Source organism: Rossellomorea vietnamensis (assembly GCF_008180615.1).
Taxonomy (GTDB): Bacteria; Bacillota; Bacilli; order Bacillales; family Bacillaceae_B; genus Rossellomorea; species Rossellomorea vietnamensis_D.
The window spans coordinates 546,690-565,616 of the sequence record NZ_VTEH01000001.1 but is presented as its reverse complement, the minus strand read 5'-3'; the positions used below and the strand labels follow the sequence as shown (position 1 = coordinate 565,616).

Annotated in this window: 18 protein-coding genes; 14 read left to right on the top strand and 4 right to left on the bottom strand. The window is 39.4% G+C overall.

All coding sequences use genetic code 11. The features are described from left to right. Positions 1-247: 247 nt before the first annotated feature. On the bottom strand, positions 248-1,300 hold the full coding sequence (locus tag FZC79_RS02715) for an acyltransferase family protein (protein ID WP_148945466.1): 1,053 nt from the start codon (positions 1,298-1,300) through the stop codon (positions 248-250). 434 nt (positions 1,301-1,734) lie between these two features. On the opposite strand from FZC79_RS02715, the gene FZC79_RS02710 reads away from it, so the two are divergent. The 10 genes from FZC79_RS02710 to FZC79_RS02665 all read left to right on the top strand — a co-directional run bounded on the left by FZC79_RS02710 (position 1,735) and on the right by FZC79_RS02665 (position 12,619). Further along, entirely contained in the window at positions 1,735-3,900 is a 2,166-nt protein-coding gene (locus FZC79_RS02710; protein WP_148945329.1) for a PAS domain-containing sensor histidine kinase, read from the top strand. 5 nt (positions 3,901-3,905) lie between these two features. Then, the gene (locus FZC79_RS02705) at positions 3,906-4,367 is read left to right on the top strand and encodes a methylated-DNA--[protein]-cysteine S-methyltransferase (protein WP_435873885.1); all 462 of its coding nucleotides are present in this window, start codon (positions 3,906-3,908) and stop codon (positions 4,365-4,367) included. A gap of 1,003 nt (positions 4,368-5,370) precedes the next feature. After that, complete coding sequence (locus tag FZC79_RS02700; protein ID WP_148945327.1) at positions 5,371-5,955, top strand: metalloregulator ArsR/SmtB family transcription factor; 585 nt, start codon at positions 5,371-5,373, stop codon at positions 5,953-5,955. A gap of 212 nt (positions 5,956-6,167) precedes the next feature. Then, positions 6,168-6,368: an aspartyl-phosphate phosphatase Spo0E family protein gene (locus FZC79_RS02695; RefSeq protein WP_148945326.1), complete on the top strand. Its 201-nt coding sequence runs from the start codon at positions 6,168-6,170 to the stop codon at positions 6,366-6,368. A gap of 470 nt (positions 6,369-6,838) precedes the next feature. After that, a complete protein-coding gene (locus FZC79_RS02690; protein WP_148945325.1) occupies positions 6,839-7,795 on the top strand; it encodes a phosphate/phosphite/phosphonate ABC transporter substrate-binding protein in 957 nt (318 codons plus the stop codon). Between the two features lie 130 nt (positions 7,796-7,925). Then, positions 7,926-8,699, top strand: a complete 774-nt coding sequence (gene phnC, locus FZC79_RS02685; protein WP_148945324.1) for a phosphonate ABC transporter ATP-binding protein — start codon at positions 7,926-7,928, stop codon at positions 8,697-8,699. Continuing rightward, on the top strand, positions 8,696-9,502 hold the full coding sequence (gene phnE, locus FZC79_RS02680; protein WP_148945323.1) for a phosphonate ABC transporter, permease protein PhnE: 807 nt from the start codon (positions 8,696-8,698) through the stop codon (positions 9,500-9,502). Before phnC ends, phnE (FZC79_RS02680) begins: the two co-directional genes overlap by 4 nt. Further along, positions 9,502-10,299 (top strand): phosphonate ABC transporter, permease protein PhnE, encoded by a 798-nt coding sequence (gene phnE / locus FZC79_RS02675; RefSeq protein WP_148945322.1) that lies wholly within the window; start codon positions 9,502-9,504, stop codon positions 10,297-10,299. The genes phnE (FZC79_RS02680) and phnE (FZC79_RS02675) overlap by 1 nt, the downstream gene beginning before the upstream one ends. Positions 10,300-10,564: 265 nt before the next feature. Then, entirely contained in the window at positions 10,565-12,139 is a 1,575-nt protein-coding gene (locus FZC79_RS02670; protein WP_148945321.1) for a bifunctional metallophosphatase/5'-nucleotidase, read from the top strand. A gap of 21 nt (positions 12,140-12,160) precedes the next feature. Continuing rightward, positions 12,161-12,619, top strand: a complete 459-nt coding sequence (locus FZC79_RS02665) for a MarR family winged helix-turn-helix transcriptional regulator (RefSeq protein WP_286365350.1) — start codon at positions 12,161-12,163, stop codon at positions 12,617-12,619. Positions 12,620-13,014: 395 nt separating this feature from the next. Here the strand turns inward: FZC79_RS02665 and FZC79_RS02655 are convergent, their stop codons facing one another. After that, positions 13,015-15,114, bottom strand: coding sequence for an ATP-dependent Clp protease ATP-binding subunit (locus FZC79_RS02655; protein ID WP_148945318.1), 2,100 nt, complete (start codon positions 15,112-15,114; stop codon positions 13,015-13,017). 273 nt (positions 15,115-15,387) lie between these two features. On the opposite strand from FZC79_RS02655, the gene FZC79_RS02650 reads away from it, so the two are divergent. Then, positions 15,388-16,428 carry a YkvI family membrane protein gene (locus tag FZC79_RS02650; protein WP_148945317.1) on the top strand — a complete coding sequence of 347 codons (1,041 nt, stop codon included), beginning with the start codon at positions 15,388-15,390 and terminating at the stop codon, positions 16,426-16,428. Between the two features lie 63 nt (positions 16,429-16,491). Continuing rightward, complete coding sequence (locus FZC79_RS23530; RefSeq protein ID WP_252183223.1) at positions 16,492-16,617, top strand: DUF6254 family protein; 126 nt, start codon at positions 16,492-16,494, stop codon at positions 16,615-16,617. A 125-nt stretch (positions 16,618-16,742) separates the two neighbouring features. Here the strand turns inward: FZC79_RS23530 and FZC79_RS02645 are convergent, their stop codons facing one another. Next, positions 16,743-16,922, bottom strand: a complete 180-nt coding sequence (locus tag FZC79_RS02645) for a YkvS family protein (RefSeq protein ID WP_148945316.1) — start codon at positions 16,920-16,922, stop codon at positions 16,743-16,745. Positions 16,923-17,202: 280 nt separating this feature from the next. Here FZC79_RS02645 and FZC79_RS02640 point away from each other — a divergent pair, with 280 nt between their 5' ends. After that, positions 17,203-17,397: a hypothetical protein gene (locus FZC79_RS02640; RefSeq protein ID WP_148945315.1), complete on the top strand. Its 195-nt coding sequence runs from the start codon at positions 17,203-17,205 to the stop codon at positions 17,395-17,397. A 119-nt stretch (positions 17,398-17,516) separates the two neighbouring features. After that, complete coding sequence (locus FZC79_RS02635; protein WP_148945314.1) at positions 17,517-18,257, top strand: SDR family NAD(P)-dependent oxidoreductase; 741 nt, start codon at positions 17,517-17,519, stop codon at positions 18,255-18,257. 255 nt (positions 18,258-18,512) lie between these two features. Here FZC79_RS02635 and FZC79_RS02630 read toward each other — a convergent pair whose 3' ends face one another. Beyond that, on the bottom strand, positions 18,513-18,890 hold the full coding sequence (locus FZC79_RS02630) for a PilZ domain-containing protein (RefSeq protein ID WP_187442613.1): 378 nt from the start codon (positions 18,888-18,890) through the stop codon (positions 18,513-18,515). Positions 18,891-18,927 lie beyond the last annotated feature (37 nt).

Genomic DNA, 18,927 nt, shown 5'->3' with positions numbered 1-18,927 from the left:
ACTCCTTTATAGATCAACTATTTCATCAATTTTTTATCATTAATTGCAAATCATAGAGGCGGCGGGCGCAGCCTGTCGCCAAAAGCTACTTTAACATTGTACCCAAGCATGAACCCAAACTCAATGTTATTCAGTATTTTGTCCTATTTCCAAAATATATGAAGGAATTTGGGAGGGAGAATGAGAATATGTATAAAAATAAAGACCGGCATAGGCCGGTCTTAGTTTGATGCTGCTGAAAGGACAATTAATATTTCATGTCCTCAGTATATTTCTTTTTATTGTTCTTAAGGTCATTCAGCAGCCGGGAGAGTTTACTGGTTTCCAATTCTATCAGCGGCTGGGTTAAAGAGGTTAAAGGCCTGCTTGATAAAAGGATGGTCAGTATAAATGATGCGGCTGTAAGCAGGAAAATCGACTGGATCGGAGGCAACAGGTCCGTATAAGGGCTCTCTCTGAAAAACTTAACGAAAAAGCCGTGTATCAGATAAACATAAAGCGTGCTTGCGCCCCATTTAGTAAAAAAGTGCCTGCTCTTCGGAACAAATGAGAAAAAACTGAAAGCCATGATGATATTTAGGAGATAGACACCTGATCTTGACAATGGACTGAAAATATCTTTTCCGCCAAGCTGCTCGTATGATTTTGAGCCCAGCAGCCACTTATCTGAAAACTCCGGGACTGCGAACATGAAAATGAATACCGCTGCCGGTATGATTGCCGAAGCAATTCGGACTTTATTCGACCTGAGCATTGTAAAGTGCTCTTTCTTCAAATAGTAGCCGACGAGAAACATCGGAAAGAGTACAAAAGTCCTTGAAAGGCTGAGGTAATTTGAGATGTTATCAATAAATCCTATGGCAATCCCGACGGCGAAAGCTATAAATAAAGCATTGTTTCTGGTTAAGTTTAACTTCCGGACAAAGAGATACAGGAGGATGTTCCAGCAGAATAAGCTCAGAAGAAACCACAGGGACCATTGAGGGTCATAGATATCAATAGTCAGGCTGTTCCTATTGTATAGGAAGTAATAATAAATAGAATAGATTACCTGAAAAAGCAGATAAGGCAGTATCAGTTTTTTAAACAGCTTCGGTATATAGCCCTTTTTATAAAATCCTTTGGCAAAGAAGCCCGAAACAATTATAAAGGCTGGCATGTGGAAGGTATATAACGTTTTATATAATGCCAAAACATAGGGATCGTTCTCAATGAAAGAACGGATAAAATGGCCGAATACGACCAGGAAAATCAGGATGACTTTGGCATTATCAAAGTAATAATTTCTGGTTGTCTGCATGCTGTTCACCAACTTTGAAGTATTTAGGCTCTTTTCATATTTGCTGCTATTTGATACTCATTCCAAAGAGATATCTGTATCCAGAAAGAAAAACACTGTACTATCGAAAAGAAAAAGTACTCAATAAGATAAAACTCTAAGTATACGGGGATATCCGAAAGCAGCAATATATGCGAAAACTGCCATTATTTGAAGAATGATTTAATAGATGTTTTTAGTTATTCCACTCTGGATATCAAGCAAAGTGCGCTTGGTAAGAGAAAACTCCTTCATAACGATACCAAAAATATAACTAGAAAATACCCTTTCAATCCTTTCTTAAACTATTAATAATGCAATCGATATATTCTGAAATTCCCTTGTAAACTAACTGACACAGAAGAAAGATACTATTATTGAAGGTAAAGATGTATGGTAAATAGGAGGAAAGAGCAATGACCAACAAACAAACATTCAAATCTGATGAAGAAATAAGTCCGCTGGATACAATAAACTTCAGGGGAATACTGGCTGCATCCCCCAACCCGATACTGATAGTGAACAGTGATTTAATTATTATAGAAGCTAACTCATCAGCACTGGATTTATTTGAAATGGACCGAAGCGGTCTTCTTCATCAATCGTTCATCAGATTTTTTCAAGCGGTTCCGTCTCCTATCCTTTCACATTATGAAAATGCTGTGAGGGAAGGAGGGGAGATAGAAGATGAAACCTTGATGACGACAGAAGAAGGGATCATTAAACATATCGAGTTGAAAATAACCAAAATCAAACAGAGTGATTTTGCCTTCTTTTTTCTCAGAGATATAACCAGTGAACGAGAGAAGCAAAGAAATGATCATATGAATCTGCACATGTTAAATAATATCTTCCAGCAGGCAGCAGAAGGAATCATCCTTTTTGATAAGGAGGGAAACATAAAAGAAGTCAATCAGGCATTCTGCAAGCAGGTGAAACTCCAAAAAAGAGATGTCCTGAATAGAAGGGTTGCCTCTTTTATTCCAGAAAACTTTCACTTTAAAGTTGTAAAAATAAAGGAACTTCTAGACTCAGGGAGGCAGGCACGGGGCGAGATGCCAATAATACATTCCGAAGGTGTATCTGTTGTAGAGTTTACAACGACTCCTTATGTGAATCACGAGCTTCATATGGCAATTCTGCGGGATATTACAGAGAAGAGACAGATGGAAATTCAGCTGAAACGCAGTGAGGAATTGTTTAAAGATCTGTTTGAAGAAGCAATTGATGCCATCGTTCTTTGGGATCATGATGGCAGGGTACTCCGTGCCAACCGTTCGGCTTTGAAGATTTTTGAATGTACACTCTCTGAAATTTTGACGAAGAAAATCGAGGATTTTGTCTACCCCCTGGAAATGGACAAGTTTGAATCAGTCACCCATGAACTGAAAGCAAAAGGAGCTGTCCGTGATGAGATTTTGTTCTTAATGCCCAACAACCAATTGAAGCACCTGGAATTCACTTCAAAACTTCATTCGGTGGATGGATATAATATGACCATATTCCGGAATGTTAGTGAAAGGCATCAGATGGAGAAGAGTCTCAGAGAAAGTGAGGAAAGATTCAGGAAAATTTTTGAAGGGACTCTGGATGGAATGGTGCTTACCAACCATTCGGGCCAAGTGGTCGATGCCAACCCGGTAGCCTTGGAAATTCTTTCTATAGGGAAAGAAAGACTGATCGGAAGTGATATTAAAGATATTTTTATGATAAAAGAGAATGAAGACGAAGAATATCTTGACTATCAGTTAAAGTTGAAGGAAGAAGGCCATGCAAATTATATCAAATTGATTAAGATAGATGAGGAACGACTTCAACATTTAGAGCTTTCTTCCAAATATAATTTGCTTTCCAACTTGAATCTTACCGTTATAAGAGATATAACAGAAAAAGTGGAACTTCAGGACCAGCTGAGAAAATCGGACACTCTGTCTGTTGTTGGAGAACTTGCCGCAGGGATCGCACACGAAATCAGAAATCCTATGACGGCATTAAAAGGCTTTATTCAGCTTCTCGAAAGCAGTATGGGAAAAGACCATGAAATGTATTTTCATGTTATTAAATCAGAACTTCAAAGAATTGATTCCATCATTACGGAATTTTTAATTCTGGCCAAGCCTCAGGCTGTGCAGTATCAGGAAACAGACCTTGCGAAGATCATGAGGGACACGTTGGAACTTCTCAATGCACAGGCAGTTATGCATAATGTTCAATTCAAGGAACGGTATAATACTGAGATTCCAAGCATTTTTGCAGAACCCAACCAGTTAAAGCAGGTATTTATCAATATCGTGAAGAATGCGATCGAGGTGATGCCGAAAGGCGGGACTATTTCCATTGCTATTTCAGAAATAGACGAAAATAAAGTGCGAATTTCCATTTCCGATGAAGGAATTGGTATACCCAAAGAAAAAATCAAGAAACTCGGAGAACCATTTTACACCACAAAAGAGAGGGGCACGGGTCTCGGATTGATGGTGACCTTCAAGATTGTGGAAGAGCATGAGGGTACAGTGGAAGTGGAAAGTGAATTGGGAAAAGGAACAACTTTTCACATTGACTTTCCTATCAAGAAAGGATGAGTTTGTTGAAGTCGGAAAGCATGGTGGTTTCAAGCCCCATCGGTAATTTAAGGATTACATCAGAAGAAGATTTTCTTGCAAAAGTAGAATTTGTTACTGATAAGGAATCCAACAGCGGGAATAAAATTCTCCAAGAGACAGCAGAACAATTGAGGCAGTATTTTGCCGGAAGCAGGCAGACATTTGATTTGCCTGTTAAACTGAACGGGACGCCTTTTCAGGAAGCGGTTTGGGCAGCTCTGCTCGAAATTCCATTCGGAAGTACCTGCACCTATAAAGATATTGCAGATAAGATTGATAATCCAAAAGCTGTAAGGGCTATAGGACAGGCCAACAAGGCTAATAAACTGCCAATCATTATCCCATGCCACAGGGTGATTGGAAAGAATCGGACACTGACTGGCTATGCGGGGAAACAGGTGGACAAAAAAGAAGTATTGCTGCAGGTTGAAAAGATTATATTATAAATATTGTAGGCTCTGAAAAAAAAAAGACCTACGAAATCTAAAAGGCAGAATCGTTCATTTCAAAGAACGATTCTGCCTTTTTCTCGTCAGGTATTATTTAAAGGTGTTGGTTTCCGTTGAGATGCACGACTCCACTGGCTGGCTCACAATGGTGTGGGATTTCTGGTGATAGCGGCTTGTCATTTTCTTAATTAAGTATCCAGCGGTAAAAATAAGGGGAGTTTTTCCCGTTAATGGCACTTTCTAAGCTCATGTTAGAGTAAATAGAGGGAGCTTTTCCCCTTATACGAAGAAACAGCACCTATTTTCTAATGTTTTAAGTCAATTAAGGGGAAATTCTACCGCTATTCAAGCTATTTACACATACATTTTAGTAAATAAGGGGAATTCTTCCCTCTATATTACTAGCCAAAGTGCTGAAAATGGCTGTTCGTTACCGCTGGTCCCTATTCTAAATCCTGCAATCGACATCTTTCCAACCACTAGTTGAGAAAGTAACTTCCAAGGCCCGGCAGACGAATGTTCCAAAAATCAGTAAAAGACTCTAAGCCCAATGGGATAAAAAGAGTAACAAATTCAGTGGGTTTTAAGAATAAAATCAACCCTTCTTCCGATTTATGGAAGTGGAATTGATTTTTTCTTTGTAAAAAAGAATCCAATACTAAAATCGGTATATTTTCAGTCTCCTTCAGATGATTAAGTCTCTTTTAGAGGCTTTTTTTATTTCTTCACTATGATCTTAAAGCTGCGCCTTGCAGACTATTCTCTTTCCCGCTGCCCTAAAAAAAGTCCTTTATTTATCGTGCATCCAGCCGCACCAGCCAAAACGAAAACATTGTTTAATTTAGTTCTGTTCTAACGGGAGAGAGATCGGTGTTCCTGGATGAAAACTCTGTTAGGGTAATTGTCACTGGTTTAAAAGTAAGAAGAAAATCATTGACAATTTCATCTAATTAGATGAGTATTGAATTAGATAAATATCTAATTAGATAGGGGGATTATGTTGCAGCTTGATAAACAAGTTTCTTTCTATAAAACAATGGGAGATCCAACAAGGCTTAAGATCATCACACTTCTTAAAGAAGGGCCTCTTCATGGTTTGGCGATTGCCGGCAAGCTGGGGCTTACTGCGCCGACAATTTCACATCACTTAACAAAATTGAGGGAAATCAACCTCGTATATTCTCTCAGGGACAAAAATTCTCTGTATTATCACTTGAATAAAAAGGTCATCAAGCATCATGGAAATGTGCTAATGAATATGGCCAAAGAAAAAAAGGGGGATGAAGAAGAAATGGAGAAGAGGCAAAAAGAAAAACAAAAGGTCTTAAATAACTTTTTTATGAATGATGGAACATTAAAGGGAATTCCTGCTCAGAGGAAAAAGAAATTATTTGTATTTGAGCATCTGATGGAAGGATTAAAGCCTGGTGTAAAATATGAAGAAAAGGAGATTAATGAGTACATTAAAAAATTCCACGAAGATTATGCGACCATTAGAAGGGAATTTATTATAAATCATTATATGTATAGAGAGAATGGTATCTATGAAGTGAATCCCAAGGAAATGTGGGCAACTATTGACTGACTGTTTGAATCCTCAATCTGAGAAATGATTGAGGATTTTGTCGTTTATCGTCATATCGATGCTCCCCAGACGAAGAAGACTGGGGATTTTTGTCTTGTTTTAGCGATTCTATTTACTTTTATCCCTGAAGTTGGCATACTTCAAAAGTACATTTAATTATGAATAGGAATTCAATTTGTGAAAATTCATAGAGAAGAAAGGTGAGAAACTCAATGATTACTACCCGTGAAACAGCCTCTGAAAAAGTTATTTTACATAAAATTTCCATAAAACAAAAAACCATGTTGAGAATAGGTGCCCGTTATGGATTGAACGATTATAGAACAGTTAGGATCAGCCAGGAGCTGGACAAGCTGATCACTAAGTATCAGGAGTTAAATATTATTAAAAGTGCGGAATGTCCCCAAAGATAAAAGTGGGGACATTTTAATTTGCATAAAAATTCAGCGGTTATTCTCCTAATAAATAAAGAGCATCTATCACTGGATATTGAGGGCAAGTGAGTTACTTGAATATTCTCTCGCATGAAATTTCTTCAATCTGGAAGGTGGCAGATTCACTGCTTACAAAGAATCTTTAAAAAACTTCATAACTTCTTTGTGGCAAGCCTAGCCAACGAAATCAGAAATCTCTCTATACTTTTCAATGAATCATTCTCTGTTTTAACCTTCTCCCTAATAATGTAAAGAAAATATGAAGGCTGCGTAAAAATAGATCGAAATAATTGCATTAAACTGTAGTTTTTATCGGCATAAACCTATATCTCGACAAAAATTATAAAGAAATTGTAAAAAAAATCAAAATAGTATAGCGGAAATTACAGTTGTAAGTCATAATAAATTTGTAACGTGATAGAAAAAGTTTTCTAGGGAGGAAAAAGAGAATGAAAAAGCTTTTCAGTTTTTTGCTAGTACTTTTGTTGGCTGCAGGACTAGTTGCTTGCGGAACTAACAACGGCGGTAACAATGCTTCAAATGAAGGCAGCACTGGGAACAGCGGTGAAGGTGATACAGCAGGCCAGGAAACTCCAGATAGTATAGTTATGGGATTTGTGCCTTCTCAGGACTCTGAAACCATCGCGGATACCGTTCAACCTTTAGCTGATCGTTTAGGGGAAGAATTGGGAGTAGAAGTAGAAGGAAAAACGATGACTGATTACACTGCTCTTATCGAAGCAATGGGTTCTAACGAAGTTCAAGTTGGATTCATTCCAGCTTTCGGATATGTTTTAGCCAATGAGCAATATGACGTAGAAGTTATTCTTAAATCAGTTCGTCATGGCAGCGGAACTTACAAAGCACAATACGTTGTTCAAGCTGATTCTGGAATTGAATCTCTTGAAGATTTGGAAGGGAAAATCTGGGCTTACCCTGATGCTGCATCCACTTCTGGATTCTTATTCCCTGCTGCACAATTGATGGAAGAATTTGATATCGAAAGTGCTCAAGCGTTACAAACAGAATTCTTCTCTGACGGAATTCAAGCAGGCGGACATGATTCAGCAGCTATCGCTGTTTATGAAGGTGATGCTGATGTTGCCACTACTTTTGATGATGTTCGTACGACTTTAACTGAAGAATATCCTGATATCGAGGAAAAACTTAAAGTTATCGGACATACAACTGATATTCCAAATGATACAATTTCCGTTACTAAAGAGTTGGATGATGAGTTCCAACAAAAAATTAAAGAAGCATTCCTTTCATTTAACGATGATCCGGAAATGATCGAAATCATGAATGAAGTATACAGCTGGGATGAAATCACGGAAGCTAGTGATGAAGAATATCAAGTAGTTAAAGACACTTACGAAAAATTCAAAGATTCTATCTCATTCTAATATAGAATCTTCAACTTAATAGAATTGCAATCTAGGGGGAGGTTGCTTCCCCCTTTTTTATGTCTAAAACAAGCACTTATACTATATTACTCATATTACTCTATTTTTCAGGATTGAAGGGGGTCTCATCATGATTGAGTTCAAAGACATTTCACTAGTGTATCCAAATGGAACCAAAGGGCTTAAGAATGTTAATGTCAAAATCAATGAAGGTGAATTTGTAGTGATTGTAGGTCTGTCCGGGGCAGGAAAATCTACATTCATTCGAAGCATCAATAGATTGGTTACACCTACAGAAGGTGAACTCTTGGTAGATAAACAGAACATTCTAAAGTACAAGGGCGGAGATCTCCGAAAGCTTAGAACAAAAGTAGGCATGATCTTTCAGAATTATAACTTAGTGAAACGCTCGAATGTTTTGAAGAATGTTATGGCAGGCAGATTGGGATATACAGGGACACTTCGTTCCATCTTCAATCTATTTAAAAAAGAAGACCTCGCGCTTGCTTATGAAAGTCTTAAGCGTGTCAATATAGAAGAAAAACTATATAATCGAGCTGACGAATTGAGCGGCGGCCAGCAGCAAAGGGTAAGTATTGCGCGTGTTCTTACGCAGAAGCCAAAGTACATCCTGGCTGATGAGCCAGTCGCTTCACTGGATCCTCCTACTTCTCATCAGGTAATGACTTATTTGAAGAAGATCAATAAAGAGGATAATATCACGACTATCGTCAACCTTCACTTTATTGATATGGCAATGGAATACGCTGACCGTATCATTGGTATGAGGGCCGGGGAAGTAGTATTTGACGGTCCGGTTTCAGAAGTAACGGAAAAAACCTTTGAGCAAATTTATGGTCGTGCGATTCGCGAGGACGATTTGCGCGGAGGTGTAGAAGAGTGAAAAATGTTCAGGAAAAAGGAACTTTTTCGCCTTCTCTTCTTCCGGGAAAGGCAAAAGCACGTTTAACTGCCATCTTTGCAGTCATATTAGGGTTTTATATCCTAAGTACAATTAAGACAAATGCGACATTACCTGATTTAATTGAGGGAATCCCTAATATGGGAAGGGTTATCGCAAAGTTCTTCCCTCCAAATTTTGCTGTGTTCGAACATATTGTCGAACCTATGGCAGAAACCATACAAATGGCAATTGTAGCTACAACAGTAGCAGCAATCCTTTGTGTGCCTTTGAGCCTGCTTGCTGCCCAGAACATTACGACGAATAAAGTTCTTTATACATTCGTAAGAAGTGTTTTGAATATCTTGCGGACGGTTCCGGATATGGTCCTCGCTGTCATTTTTGTTGGATTATTCGGAATAGGAATCTTCCCAGGGATTGTAGCACTAATCATTTTCTCCTTGGGCATCCTTGCTAAATTGATCAGTGAGACAATTGAGTCTGTTGATATGAATCCGATTGAGGCTATGCAGGCATCCGGAAGCAATACTTTACAAAGTATAGCTTTCGCCCTTGTTCCGCAGGTTCTTCCTCAATTTACGTCATTCGTTTTGTATGTGTTCGAAATTAATATAAGGGCTTCGGTAGTATTAGGCCTTGTAGGGGCTGGAGGTATCGGTCTGGTGCTCAGCCAGCAGCTTAAGTTTTATAATTATCCTAATGCAATGTTGATCATCCTGGTCATCTTTGCAGTGGTAGTTATTATTGAATACATTAGTACCAAGATTAGGGAGGCGATTGTGTAATGGAAATGATATTACCTCCTAAGAAAAAGCGTTCGCCTGTAAGTTTGATTAAAAAATGGGCTGCCTTTATAGCAGTTGTTCTTCTATATGTTTGGACTTTCATGGGAATCGACATCGATTGGGGAAGAGCATTTGAGCGTATGACCAGCAATTTCACTAGAGTCATACCCAAGCTTTTTAATCCCGATTGGTCTGCAATAGGGAAAGTATGGACAGCGATGGTTGAAACATTATACATTGCTTTCGCTGGCTCTTTGATGGCTGCTATCATAGCCATTCCCCTTGGATTCCTTGCTGCTTCCAATATGACGAACAGCAAGGTTCTTACAACAATAGGTAAATGGATTCTGAGTGCAATCAGGGCTTTCCCTGACTTGATTCTGGCGATTCTATTTGTAGTAGCGGTAGGGCCGAATCCGTTTGCAGGGGTCCTTGCCATCGCAATCGGCTCTACTGGGATGCTGGGCAAGCTGTATTCAGAAGTGTTAGAATCAATCGATTTCAATATCGTTGAAGCTATGGAAGCAAGCGGAGCCAATAAAATTCAGATTTTATTTCATGGAATCATTCCGCAAATCATTCCTGAGTTTCTTTCCTATGCTATCTACCGATTTGAAATCGACGTTCGTGCTTCTACGATCCTTGGAATTGTAGGTGCAGGCGGAATCGGTACGTTGATTCAATTTGCCCAGATGAACAGAAACTGGGAACAAATGGGTCTGATACTGCTTGTCATTATCATTGTGGTTACCATCATCGATTTTGTTTCGTCAGCCATCAGGAGACGAATCGTTTAAGAATAAAGGCTGTCCAAAAAGGGTAAACCTTGGGCAGCCTTTTTTATATTGGTGCTATTGAAATTGGTATTATTAATAATGGACTCTATCTTCAGCTTGCAGTTTGTTTGTAGATGGCTCTTTTCCCTAGAGAGTGAACTCTTAGTAAGCGGGGTTACCCGAAAGAAGTAATATATGTGAAAACAGCTTTTAGATCCAATTAGCTGTATAGTACAATCGGGGAGAAATTTGATACAATATGATTATGAGAGAATGCTGGAGGTAAATGATGTCACAAATAACCTTAACGATATTAGAAACAAGTGATGTTCATGGGAATATTTTTCCTGTTAATTATGGTACAAATGAAATTCAGCCTCTGGGCTTGGGCAAGGCAGCAGCAATTATTAAAAAATTTAGAAGTAGAAATGATCACGTTTTAACTATAGACAATGGTGATATCATCCAAGGGACTCCGCTTACCTATCATTATGTTAAATATAGGAGTTCTGAACCTAACCCTATGATAGAAGTACTTAACCATCTTCAATATGATGCAGCAGTAATCGGGAATCATGAATTTAATTACGGACTTCCCATCATGCAAGGAGCTGCCGAACAATCTTCCTTTCCGTGGCTTTCTGCAAACATCCTCGATAAGTCTACAGGAAGGCCGTACTTTGGGACGCCCTATATCATAAAGGAATTCGGCAGCGGGCTTAAAGCAGCAGTACTCGGTGTAACCACTCACTATATACCCAATTGGGAAAATCCAGAGCATATTCCAGATCTGGATTTTGCGGACGCATTTGAGACAGCAAAGAATTGGGTGAATCATATAAGGGAGAAGGAAAACCCCGACGTGCTCATTGTTTCCTATCATGGAGGTTTTGAAAATGATCCTCAATCAGGAAAGCCCACTGAGTCACACACGAGTGAGAATCAAGGTTATAGGATGTGTACAGAGATAGAGGGCATTGATGTCCTGTTAACCGGGCACCAGCACCGCCAGTTAGCAGGAACGATTAATAATGTTTTAATCCTGCAGCCAGGGTTTAATGGTGAATATGTGGGTAAAGCAGATATAACATTTGAAAATAGTCAAGGCAGATGGCATATTGTTGAAAAAAAATCAGAGCTTCTTCCAGCAGGGTATGAAGAAGAGGACGAAGAAGTACTTCAACTGGTGAAAAAGTATGAAACCAGCACCCAGGAATGGCTCGACCAGCCAATTGGCTTCATAGAAGGTGATATGACGATCAAAGATCCTCTTCAGGCAAGAATGGTTGAACATCCGCTTGTCGAATTTATCAATAACGTTCAAATGGATGCTCTGGGTGTGCAGATTTCCAATACAGCGTTGTTTAATAACTCGGCAAAAGGGCTTCCGAGTACAGTCACCATGAGGGATATTGTATCAAACTATGTATACCCCAATACATTGACCGCTATCGAAATCAGCGGGAAAGATATGAAGGAAGCTTTGGAGCGTTCCGCTTCATATTTTCTGGTTGGCGAAAATGGAGAAGTCATTGTGAATCCTGCATTCTCAGTGCCAAAGCCACAGCATTATAACTATGATATGTGGGAAGGTATTGAATATAGAATCAACATCAGCAATGAAATTGGAAAACGGATAGAAGGGCTGCAGTATAATGGCAAGCCGGTTGAGATGAATGAAAAATACGAAGTAGTTATGAATAATTATCGTGCAGGCGGCGGAGGAGAGTATCCTATGTTCAAAAACCGGCCAATCACAAAGTCCAGCCAGATTGATATGGCGGAAATGCTTGCGAACTATTTTCTGAAGCACAAGACAGTCAAGGCGGCTGTAAACCATAACTGGAAAGTAGTAAAATAGGTACAACTATAATAGAAGGAAATGATAGCTATGGAAGACAGAAAAGATATTGAACAATCATTAAAGCTTTTCATTGTATTGTCACGTGCCTATAAGGCGATCAATGAGGATGTACAGGTATTCATACAAAACAATGGGTTGAACATGACGGAATTTGCCGTTCTGGAATTGCTTTACCATAAAGGGGATCAGCCTCTTCAGCAAATCGGCGGAAAAATCCTTCTGGCAAGCGGGAGTATCACTTATGTAGTGGATAAGCTTGAGAAGAAAGGGTTAATCAGGCGGGTGGCTTGCCCCAATGACCGCCGGGTGACCTATGCCCAGATCACAGAAGAGGGGAAAAAATTCATCGGAGAGCTTTTTCCTCGCCATGAACAGCAGATTCATAAGCTCATGTCCGTTCTTGACACAGGAGAAAAGGACACGGCAATCGAGCTGCTGAAACGAGTAGGCCTATCTATTAAAGACTTATCTTATTAAAAGAGGCTGTATTATCAATGAAAGATATAAAAGAGGTACCTCCCATTGAATTGGGAGGTACCTCTTTTGTTAAAAAAGTTAATAAATCAGTGTTCACGGCTAACTTCAACTATCGCCTCTGCGTTCCGTTTCAGCACCCTGGGGTCCGTACTGGAACGCACTTAGCCCCTCGGGGTCAAATAACCCCAAGAGAATAAAAGGAAGAGCACCTTTTTTTCTCTTGAGAACATTTGCCTGTCGGGGCTGAACAGGGCGCTTCCGCTTTTGTTGCATCCAGCTGCAGCGCCCAGCCCCTCGGGGTCAAATAACCCCAAGAGAATAAAAGGAAGAGCACCTTTTTTTCTCTTGAGAACATTTGCCTGTCGGGGCTGAACAGGGCGCTTCCGCTTTTGTTCTTACCTTACGATTATTTCACCTTGTTCCAGGACTGCTTTCATTTGTTTTTTGTCAGGGTGATCCAATATAAAGTCTGCAATTGCATCTTCGAGCTTTTCCTGGATGATCCTGCGCAGTGGACGGGCCCCGAAGTCAGGGTGATAACCATCTTCCACAAGCTTTTCTTTAACTTCATCCGTAACCGTTAGAGTAATGCTTTGTTTTGCAAGAACAGAGTAAAGCTCATTCAGAAGGATATCGATAATTTTCATAAGAGACGAGGTATCCAATGAATTGAACTCCACGATATTGTCAAATCGGTTCAGAAACTCCGGTTTAAAATAATCTTTTAAATTATCCAGAATGGAAGTTTCCTTCATGGTGTGGCTCGTAAATCCTACGTGTTTTTCTTTGAATCCGACACCTGCATTGCTTGTCATAATGATCACAGCATCTTTGAAACTGACAGTTCTGCCTTGGCTGTCTGTTAATCGCCCATCTTCAAGGATCTGCAGGAACATGTGCTGGACATCAGGGTGTGCTTTTTCAATTTCATCGAGAAGAATGATGCTGTATGGATTTCTGCGCACCTTCTCTGAAAGCTGCCCTGCCTCTTCATGCCCTACATAGCCAGGAGGAGAACCTATCAGTTTGGATATACTGTGTTTTTCCATGTACTCACTCATATCCAGCCTGATCATACTGTCGGAAGTGCCAAACAATTCCTTGGCGAGCGTTTTGGATAATTCCGTTTTACCAACCCCTGTAGGGCCGATGAACAAGAAAGAGCCAATCGGACGGTTTTTGTTTTTAAGGCCGGCTCTGCTTCTCCTGATGGCTTTCGCAACCGTTTTTACAGCTTCCTCTTGGCCTATGACCTGGTTATTAAGATGCATTTGTAATTCTTTCATCTTTTGCTGTTCATCTTCTTGAAGCTTGCCCACGGGAATCCCTGTTTTCTTTTCAATCAATTCATGAATCAATTCTGCTCCTACAACAGAATAGCCCTTGTTGTCCTGTGCTTCTAAAGATTTTTCCAAGTCCAATTCTTCATCTCTTAACTTGGCTGCAAGCTCATAGTTTTCTTTTGAAAGAGCCTTTTCTTTATCTGCTGCTATTTGAGAAAGCCTGAGGCGGACATCATCATTGTCTTTTTTCCCCTGGCGAAGGTTCTCATGCGAGCCGGCTTCATCCAGCAGATCTATGGCTTTATCAGGTAAGAAGCGGTCCTGGATATACCTTTTTGAGAGAACGACGCAGCTCTCAATGGCTTCATCGCTGTATTCTACTTCATGAAAGTCTTCATATTTATTTTGAAGTCCTTTAAGTATCTTGATTGCCTCTTCAGCAGAAGGTTCTTTTACTTGAATAGGCTGGAAGCGTCTTTCTAAGGCTGCATCTTTTTCAATTTGTCTATATTCCTTGAGAGTTGTAGCTCCAATTAATTGCAATTCACCACGGGCCAAAGCAGGCTTAAGGATATTTCCTGCATCCATGCTTCCTTCAGCAGATCCGGCTCCAACTATCAGATGAATTTCATCTATGAACAGAAGAATATTTTTTCGGTTTTGAAGTTCTTCAATCAGAGCTTTAATCCGCTCTTCAAACTGACCTCGGATGCCTGTGTTGGCCACTAAAGAGGCAACATCTAGAAGAAAAACTTCCTTATTTAGCAGTTTAGACGGAACCTGACCTTTGGCAATTTTGATGGCAAGTCCTTCAGCTATTGCTGTTTTTCCGACACCAGGTTCACCGATTAAAACTGGATTATTTTTATTCCTGCGGTTTAAGACCTCTATCATTCTATCCAGTTCTTCATTTCGTCCAATTACCGGGTCGATAAGGTCTGCCTTGGCGAGGTGTGTTAAGTTTCTGCCGTATTGGTTCAGGAAAGATTCCTCTTGCACCTTTTTAGAAACGGCAGGATTGGTAGATCCCTTGTGATTTTCACCCGATCCTTGGCTTCCAAAAAAGTTATGGAAAGGGCTGTGGCTCGAATTAATCAATTCTTTCTCTTGTGAGTAGCATTCGTGACAGAGAAATAAAGACTTTTGATGTCCATTTACATTAAAGTGCAGATTCACTTTTGCGGTGTTTTCGTTACAATTTTGACAAATCATAAATTATTCCTCCTGTATGAAAATTTGGATTAAATATCTATATAAAAAAGTAATGAGTTAAAAGTGTTTGATCATTTCTGACCTTAAACAGATTATACTTTGACTATTTTTGACTTTCAAGAGTTATGCTTTGGAAATTATCTCCTTCAGCGTGGATTTAGTACTTCTTAATCAACCTGCTTGTACATAAGGTTAAATAGCGACCTAAGGTTGGACAAGGAGCGTCCATGAAATCTTTTAGAAGTACAGCAAAGTAAATGTGGGGTGGGATAAATGAAGAGAGGGAGCGGCATTTTTCAATTGGCTGCCGTATATGTAGGAACTATTATTGGAGCGGGTTTTGCTACCGGGAGGGAAATCGTCGAATTTTTTACAAGGTTCGGCTTCATAGGCCTGGTAGGAATTTTGATAAGCGGTTATTTGTTTATTTTTCTCGGGGCAAAGATTATGGTGAAGGCGCATCAAATTAAAGCTAAATCTTATGAAGAATTCAATGAGTATCTGTTTGGAAAATGGTTTTCCAAGTTCATGAACATCCTGATGATGCTTATGCTTCTTGGCGTCACGGCGGTCATGTTATCCGGGGCAGGGGCGGTTTTTGAAGAGCAGCTTGCGATGAGTAAACAAACAGGGGTGCTGCTATCCATTTTCCTGGGGTTCATCGTTATGATGATTGGCATGAAAGGGTTATTTGCAGTTAATACCCTTGTAGTACCAATTATGATCCTATTTAATATTTCGATCATGCTTGCAAACATTTTTCAGCCTGGTTTCCTCGAAGCCTTACTAAAAATACCTCACGCAGATGATGGCTGGAAAGCAGTCATAAGTCCTTTTTCTTATGCAGCGTTCAACCTTGCTATGGCGCAGGCGGTTCTGGTACCTGTCGCAGCAGAAATCAAGGATATTAAAACCGTTAAGTATGGCGGCATCCTGGGCGGAGTGCTTCTTACCATTATCTTAATATCAAGCCATTTTACTCTCGTTATGATACCGGATGTTACCTCGTATGAAATTCCCATGGCTATCGTTATGAAAAGCATGGCTGGCAGTTTGTATGGGATTTATATCTTCATTATTTTTGGTGAGATATTTACGTCTATTATTGGAGGGGTATTTGGTTTAGAGAAACAGATGGCCAATTATTGGAATGGAAGAAGAATTTTCATCACTTTCGTTATTTTCATTATCATTTATCTCCTCAGTTTCTTTGAGTACAGCCAGCTGCTGTCTTACTTATACCCGCTGTTTGGCTATTTAAGTCTGCTGTTCATCATCCTGCTGTGGATGAAGCCGTCAGGGAACAAATCTTAATGTTTTGTATGAAATCTCAGAGAAAAAGCCACTCTATAGGAGAATAAAAAGGAGGAAGAACACATGACAAAATCTAAGCATGAAAAGGAAAGACAATGGAATGTAAGAAAACAGGATCAGCATTCTCACGGGAAAGTTGAGTCTTTCAAGGAATTAGAAGGTGATAGCATTTCGAAGAATAACAAATAGAAGAGTGAATATTTTATCACTGGTCCTGAACAATATCCTATAATACTATTGTTCAACGAAAGAGAACTATAGCTGGGAAACACAGCCTGGTATTTAACTCGGGTATACCAGGCCTTTTCATTACTCTATGCCTCAAGGATTTTATAATTTTTGTGGTTAACTACAGTTTTTTCTTCCAGTTCCAAATCACGGAAGTTTTCCATGAAAGTCAAATCGACAATGACGGAGTTTTCATTCACTTTCTCAACGACCCCTTTTAGTCCATTTTTAAATTCTATTAAGTTACCTACTTCTGCTTTTTTCACAAATCTCTCTCCTTTGTCAAAAGTTTCAGAAACAATTAATTACAGTTTGCCTTAAAACAGCGAAAAGGTAAAGAACTTTATCAAAATATTATAATAATAGTCTGTTAACGGGTATCACGCTTTTTCTTACAAAACCGCAGATCTTGAATTCATCAAAATGAAATAAACAGGAACTTCCCCAAGTGAATTTTCCGTGCTACTATATTATTTGTGTAAAACTATATCAGACTAACAGTTGGCAATCCGGAAAAAGCGGTTTGTCGTTTGAAAGGGGATTTGTATGGAAGAACAAGAAATAGCAGCGGTTCTGGATGAATTAAGAAACAAAGGGATTGATGAATATAGGGTCAGTAAGTCGGATTTCCTTCAATTCAGGAATGTCTTAATTACACAAGATGATTTTAAGTTCTTTCGCGGGATAGCCCAGCAGGGTGGAGACATCATTTATACATATATGGAAAAACCGAGAAGTTAAGTCTGCCCATTCAGGCAGGCTTTTTTATTAACCGCAATTCGCTTATTCAAAGCTGAAAATAAGGACAAAGTTTAGCGGGTAAATTATTTGGAAAGATTACTCTAAAAGGAGGAATATAAATGGAGGAGAATAAAATTGCTATTGTGACCGGAGGAGCGAACGGAATCGGAAAAGCTATTGTCAATAGGTTTTGCAGGGAAGGCTATACCGTGATACTGGTAGATAAAGAGGAAGAAGAAGGGATTAGAGTATGCCGGGAACTTACAGATGAAGGGAAGTCTGTCATTTTTAAGAAATGTGATGTAGGCAATTATCAGGAAGTGAAAACACTTTTCACAGAAATAAAAAGCAGTTACCCAAACGTGGATGTCTTGATCAACAATGCAGGCATTTCAAAGTTCAAGAATTTCTGGGACATGGAAGCAAAAGACTGGGAAGAAGTGATTTCCACCAATTTAAGCAGTGTGTTCTACCTTTCCAAGGAAGCTGCGGTGCTCATGAAAGATTTCGGCGGAAGCATCATCAATATGGCTTCGACCAGAGCAGCGATGTCTGAGCCCCATACAGAGGCCTATTCTGCAAGCAAAGGCGGGATTGTTTCATTGAGTCATGCTTTAGCAATTACGCTCAGTGATTACAATATCAAGGTGAACAGTATCAGTCCTGGCTGGATAGAAACGGGTGATTATGGCAGCCTGAGGGAAAAAGATCATTTCCAGCACCCTTCTAACAGGGTCGGCACCCCTGATGATGTGGCAAGGGCCTGCCTGTTTTTATGTCATGAAGAAAATAACTTTATCAATGGTGAAAATTTGGTAATAGACGGCGGAATGACAAGAAAAATGATTTATGAACATTAATCAGCTACTGTTTTTTGAGCAGGATGATATTAAAGGTGCCGATCACGGCAACATAAATGATGCATATAACAATATTCCAAAACATATTGAGTTCCTCCTATGATGGTTTATTACATCATATAGAAGGAATGTTTATGGAAGTGCATAATTGTTTTAATACTTTGTAAATTATAACAATACCTAATCTTTCCTTGATTAGTGTTAAATTAGCAGCAAAGTTTACGAAGAGAGCCTAATAAAAAGAAGCAGCTGTCCTTACTGCTTCTTTTTATCTTTTTTTGAGTATGATTTCAGAGTCTCTATAATCAGCTCCTCTGTTTCAGCATCTTCCACCGAAGTAAACCCATAATATATGTCCTTCCCCGCACCCTTTCTCCAAATTGGGCGGCCTGCCATAGTGATCTGCTGGTCCATTAATTCAAAATGTATTTCCATTTCAAAATCAAGCCGGTCAACGGGCAAAGTGTATTCTGTCCTGAACCGCATGCCTTTTGGACTAATGTCCTTAATAAGTAAAGCACCTTCTTTTGTTGAAGCACGTTCCTTTCCTTGATCCATATGTAACTTAAATCTGCCTGGAAGAGGGTTCTTAAATGTGTAGCGGAATGATTCCCCGCGTTTAAAAGGTTTCAATTTTATCACCTGCTTTATCTAGTACTTAGTGTGTTTT